Below are 5,217 nucleotides of genomic sequence, written 5' to 3'. Positions count from 1 at the left end.
GGCTTGGGCGGGTACGGGTGGGTTGGCGGGACACGCCGTAAATCCATCCTTGGAGGCTCCCATGCGCCATCCATGGCGCATGACGGTCCCGCCAACCCACCCGTACCCATCCCAGACAGTTGGCTGGTACGCAACGAACAGCCAACACCAATTCCACATCCACAACCGAAACCGAAACCAACCACACCCAAACCCAAACCCAAACCCAAACCCACACCCACGAGCACGAACACCCACGAGCACAAAAACGAGCACAAAAACGAGCACGAGTTCTGCCGTGCTTGTCCTTCGCTCTTCTGCTTCTTCGATGCGCACCGGCCCACTGTCTGGGGCGGGGGKGTGTGRGTTCGCGGGACCGTCGTACGCCATGGATGGCGTACGCGAGCCTCCAGGGATGGATTCACGGCGTGTCCCGCGAACTCACACAYCCCCGCCCAGCCACGCCGCAAGCGGCAACCTGCTCTCGCTCGCAGTTGCGGTCGCCCTTCACCCCACCCGTAGACACCCGCAAAAAACACAAAAAAAACGGCGACGCTTTCGCGCCGCCGCATTTGTATCGCTCGATCATCCCAAGCCGTTACAGGATGTAACGACTCAAATCCGGATCCTGCACCAGCTCGCCCAGATGCGCGTCCACGTAAGCCTGATCGATGCTGATGGTCTCGCCGTCGCGGTCGGGGGCCTCGTAACTCAGCGTATCCAGCAGACGCTCCAGCACCGTGTGCAGACGACGGGCACCGATATTCTCCTGGCGCTCGTTGACCTGGAACGCGATCTCGGCCAGACGGTCCACCGCATCCACGGTGAATGTCATCGACACACCCTCGGTCTGCAGCAACGCCTCGTACTGCTTGGTCAGCGCTGCCTTCGGCTCGGTCAGGATGCGCACGAAGTCCTGCTTGCTCAGCGCGCCCAGCTCCACCCGGATCGGGAAACGCCCCTGCAGCTCCGGAATCAGATCGCTCGGCTTGGCCAGATGGAACGCGCCGGAGGCGATGAACAGAATGTGGTCGGTCTTGATCGTGCCGTACTTGGTGGACACGTTGGAGCCTTCCACCAGCGGCAGCAGATCGCGCTGCACGCCCTCGCGCGACACATCGCCACCGCCAACGTTGTCGCCGCGCTTGGCCACCTTGTCGATCTCGTCGATGAACACGATGCCGTGCTGCTCGCAGGCCTCGATCGCCGCGCTGCGGATATCGTCCTCGTTGACCAGCTTGCCGGCCTCTTCCTCGACCAGCAGCGGACGCGCCGCCTTGATCGACAGCGTGCGCTTCTGCGCCTTCGCCCCACCCATGCTCGAGAACATCTGGCGCAGCTGCTGGCCCATTTCCTCCATGCCAGGCGGGGTCATGATGTCCATGCTGACGTTGGCCGAGACTTCCAGTTCGATCTCGCGCTCGTCCAGCTCGCTATTGCGCAGCATCCGGCGGAACTTGATGCGGGTTTCATTGTCCTGCGCCGACGGCTCGTTGCGCGCGGCCTCGGCATCGAAGCCGATTCCGGCGCTGCGACGCGGCAGCAGCGCATCCAGAATGCGGTCTTCGGCACGCTCTTCGGCCTGGGTGCGCACGCGCACCTTGGCCTGCTCGCGGTACAGCTTGACGGCCGTGTCGGCCAGGTCGCGGATGATCTGCTCCACGTCCTTGCCGACGTAGCCCACTTCGGTGAAGCGGGTAGCTTCGACCTTGACGAACGGCGCGTTGGCCAGCGTGGCCAGGCGACGGGCGATCTCGGTCTTGCCCACGCCGGTCGGGCCGATCATCAGGATGTTCTTGGGCATCACTTCATTGCGCAGCTCGGCCGGCAGCTGCATGCGCCGCCAGCGGTTGCGCAACGCGATGGCGACCGCACGCTTGGCGTCGTGCTGGCCGACGATGTGCCGGTCCAGCTCCTGCACGATCTCGCGCGGGGTCATGGTGGCGGAGGAGACTTCAATCTTGTGCGGCATGGGTGTGCTCACGAATGAATGTGGTGTGTCGGGGTTGCCGGCCAGCGGCCGGCACTACGCCATGTAGCGGGTGCAGAGCCCCCTGAGTCAGGGGGCTGCCGCGAAGCGGCGGGGCATGTTGCGCAGCAACGCGTGGGGCGGCAGCGCGAATGCGCTGACGGTACCCGTCAAAGCTCTTCAACCACCACGTTGCGATTGGTGTAGATGCAGATGTCGCCGGCGATGTTGATCGACTCGGTGGCGATCGTGCGGGCGTCCAGTTCGGTGTGCGCCATCAGCGCGCGTGCGGCCGACAGGGCGTAGGAACCGCCGGAACCGATGGCGATGATGCCGTCCTCCGGCTCGATCACATCACCGGTGCCGCTGATGATCAGCGAGGTGTCCTTGTCGGCCACCGCGAGCAGCGCTTCGAGCTTGCCCAGGCGGCGCTCGGTGCGCCAATCCTTGGCCAGCTCCACCGCCGCACGCTGCAGCTGGCCGTGCTTTTCCAGCTTGGCCTCGAACAGTTCGAACAGGGTGAACGCATCGGCCGCGGCACCGGCGAAACCGGCCAGTACCTGGCCCTCGCGACCCAGCCGGCGCACCTTGCGGGCATTGCCCTTCATCACCGTGTGGCCGAGCGTGACCTGGCCGTCGCCGGCGACGGCGACATGCCCGTTGCGGCGCACCGAAATGATGGTGGTGGCATGAAATACGTTGGGGTTCTGACTGGGGTCCATGGAGCCTCCGGGGTGACAAGGACTGAGGTGGGGTCGTTGCCGGAGGCTTCAACCCACCCTGCCCTGCGGCCGGGTGACGCAGCGGATCGATTCAGCTTTCGTTGCCGCTCTTGCGCCGCTTGGCGCGCGGATGGGCCGCATCGTAGACCTTGGCCAGGTGCTGGAAATCCAGGTGGGTGTAGATCTGCGTGGTGGCGATATCGGCATGGCCGAGCAGCTCCTGCACCCCGCGCAGGTCGCCGGAGGATTCCAGGATGTGGCTGGCGAAACTGTGCCGCAGCATATGCGGGTGCACGTGCTTGAACAGACCCTGCCGTTGGGCCAGCCCACGGATGCGGATCTGGATGGCGCGCTGGGTGATCGGACCGCCCTTGCGGCCGGGAAACACCGGCTGTGCCTCGCCACCGCCGCTCTCGCCACGCCAGCCCTCCAGGGCGGTGCGCGCATGCGAACCGAACGGCACGCGACGCTGGCGGTTGCCCTTGCCCAGCACGTTGACCAGCCCGGTGGCGAAATCCAGATCGCGCCAGATCAGCGCGCACAGTTCGCTCAGGCGTAGGCCGGAGGAATAGAACAGCTCCAGCAGCGCGCGATCGCGCAGGCCCAGGGGCGTATCGGTGGGCAGTTCGACCAGCTGCACCGCTTCATCAGCGTCCAGCACCTGCGGCAGCTTGCGTGGTGCCTTGGGCGCCTTCAATCCGGCGGCGGGGCTGACCGTGATGCGACGGTGCTTGAGCAGCCACGCATAGAAACTGCGACAGCCCGACAGGCGGCGCTGCAACGATTTCGGCGCCAGCCCGCGACGATGCTCGGCGGCGATGAACTGGCGCAACTGCTCGCCATCCAGCGCTTCGATCACCGCGCCCTGCTTCTGCGACCACGACTCCAGCGCCTCTAGGTCGCGGCGGTAGGCATCCAGCGTGTGCGCCGACATGCGCCGCTCGACCTCCAGGTAGCCAAGGAACTCGGCGGCAGCGCTCATGGCATCGGGAGGGCGTACGGACTCAGGCCTGCGCGAAGCGCTTCAACGCCACGCCCAGCGACTCGCCCATCATGCGCAGGAACAGCGTGCCCATGCCGGGATAAAACCGATTGGCATCGCGGCTGCCGACCGCGATCAGGCCAACGCCCGGCAGCGGCAGCAATGCGCTGGACTGCACTTCCTCGACGCGCTCCTGGTACAGCAACGTACTCTTTTCATGCTGCAGGCGGCCGCAGATCGGCTCGCCGTCCTTGAGGCAATCGCGGAACGCGCCGAGCGCGGCACTGTCCTCGGCGACCACCTGCAACCACGGTGCCTGCTCCAGCCCCTCCACCGGGTGCAGCATCACCAGCCGGACCAGATCGCCGGCGAAATCCTCTTCCAGCGACGCGGCCATCGCGCGCAGCGTGTCGGCGGCCGTGGTCTGCTTCATCAGCGCCAGGGTCAGCTGGTGGGTGCGCACGGCCAGGCGTTCGTTGACCTGTGCGTTGCCGGCCAGCTCGGCCAGCCGCCGCGACAGTTCGCGGTTCTTGTCGCGCAGCACTTCCAACTGGTAGCTGGCCAGCGACGCGGTAGGACCGTCATCGCGCGGCACCACCAAGGTCAGGGCCAGGTCGGGGAACTGCTTGAGAAACGCCGGATGCCGACGCAGCCATGCGGCGATTTCATGCGCACCGATCTTTTCGACGGTCTCGTTCATGCGTTCCACTCCCCTTCAAAGACGAAGGCTGCCGGGCCGGACATCACCACCTGGGCGTCGTCGGCCGGCCAGCGCAGGCGCAGCGTACCGCCCGGCAGCGACAAGGTGGCATCACGCTCCAGGCGACCGCGCTGCATCATCACCACCGCCGCGGCGCAGGCGCCGCTGCCACAGGCCAGCGTTTCGCCGACGCCGCGTTCGTACACGCGCAGGCGTGCATGGGTGGGATCGAGCACTTGCACGAAGCCGACGTTGACCGACTGCGGGAAGGTAGCGTGCTGCTGCAGCAGCGGGCCGAGCCGTTCGACCGGCGCCGCGTCGACCAGACCGACCTCGATCACCGCGTGCGGATTGCCCATCGACACGGCGCCGAAGCGCACCGTGTCGCCCTGCAGCGGCAGCAGGTATTCGTCGCGGGCGCGGGCGAAACCGAGCAGTGGGATCTGCTGGGGTTCAAAGCGCGGCACGCCCATGGCCACCGCGTACTGGTCATCGGTCAGGCGTTCAATGCTGTGGGTGGCCAGCGGGCTGTCGATGGTGAAATGGTCGCCGCCGGCCGCGCCGTCGCGCACCAGCCAAGCCGCCACGCAGCGCGCGCCGTTGCCGCACTGCTCGGACTGGGAGCCATCGGCATTCCAGATCCGGTAGGACGCCACCGAGCCTTCCGCGCGCGGGGCTTCGATGGTGAGGATCTGGTCGCAGCCGACGCCGGTGTGGCGGTCGGCCAGCCGTGCGGCCAGGGCCGGGGTGGGTTCGGGGGTGCCGTCGCGCAGGTCCAGCACCACGAAGTCATTACCGGCACCGTGCATCTTGCTGAAGCGCAGTGCCGTGGACGTGCATCTTGCTGAAGCGCAGTGCCGTGGAC

The 5,217-nt window shown here is 66.5% G+C and carries 5 protein-coding genes; all 5 read right to left on the bottom strand.

Annotated elements, in window-relative coordinates; translation table 11 throughout:
- Positions 1-577 precede the first annotated feature (577 nt).
- The 5 genes from hslU to dapF all read right to left on the bottom strand — a co-directional run bounded on the left by hslU (position 578) and on the right by dapF (position 5,161).
- A complete protein-coding gene (gene hslU, locus AC1DQP_RS16070; RefSeq protein WP_457320489.1) occupies positions 578-1,951 on the bottom strand; it encodes an ATP-dependent protease ATPase subunit HslU in 1,374 nt (457 codons plus the stop codon).
- Between the two features lie 167 nt (positions 1,952-2,118).
- Positions 2,119-2,670, bottom strand: coding sequence for an ATP-dependent protease subunit HslV (hslV, locus tag AC1DQP_RS16065; protein ID WP_019183676.1), 552 nt, complete (start codon positions 2,668-2,670; stop codon positions 2,119-2,121).
- A 91-nt stretch (positions 2,671-2,761) separates the two neighbouring features.
- Positions 2,762-3,652, bottom strand: coding sequence for a tyrosine recombinase XerC (xerC, locus tag AC1DQP_RS16060; RefSeq protein ID WP_457320487.1), 891 nt, complete (start codon positions 3,650-3,652; stop codon positions 2,762-2,764).
- A 22-nt stretch (positions 3,653-3,674) separates the two neighbouring features.
- A complete protein-coding gene (locus tag AC1DQP_RS16055) occupies positions 3,675-4,352 on the bottom strand; it encodes a DUF484 family protein (protein WP_457320485.1) in 678 nt (225 codons plus the stop codon).
- Positions 4,349-5,161: a diaminopimelate epimerase gene (dapF, locus tag AC1DQP_RS16050; protein ID WP_478051997.1), complete on the bottom strand. Its 813-nt coding sequence runs from the start codon at positions 5,159-5,161 to the stop codon at positions 4,349-4,351. Before dapF ends, AC1DQP_RS16055 begins: the two co-directional genes overlap by 4 nt.
- Positions 5,162-5,217: the final 56 nt, after the last annotated feature.

Source organism: Stenotrophomonas sp. P5_A8 (genome assembly GCF_056400545.1).
Note: the sequence above shows the minus strand (reverse complement) of the source record. Positions and strands in the feature narration are given on the sequence as shown.

What these genes read in the sequence shown, in the direction of transcription:
- hslU (WP_457320489.1), bottom strand. Translation starts at nt 1,951, where the DNA reads ATGCCGCACAAGATTGAAGTCTCCTCCGCCACCATGACCCCGCGCGAG.
- hslV (WP_019183676.1), bottom strand. Translation starts at nt 2,670, where the DNA reads ATGGACCCCAGTCAGAACCCCAACGTATTTCATGCCACCACCATCATT.
- dapF (WP_478051997.1), bottom strand. Translation starts at nt 5,161, where the DNA reads ATGCACGGTGCCGGTAATGACTTCGTGGTGCTGGACCTGCGCGACGGC.
- xerC (WP_457320487.1), bottom strand. Translation starts at nt 3,652, where the DNA reads ATGAGCGCTGCCGCCGAGTTCCTTGGCTACCTGGAGGTCGAGCGGCGC.
- AC1DQP_RS16055 (WP_457320485.1), bottom strand. Translation starts at nt 4,352, where the DNA reads ATGAACGAGACCGTCGAAAAGATCGGTGCGCATGAAATCGCCGCATGG.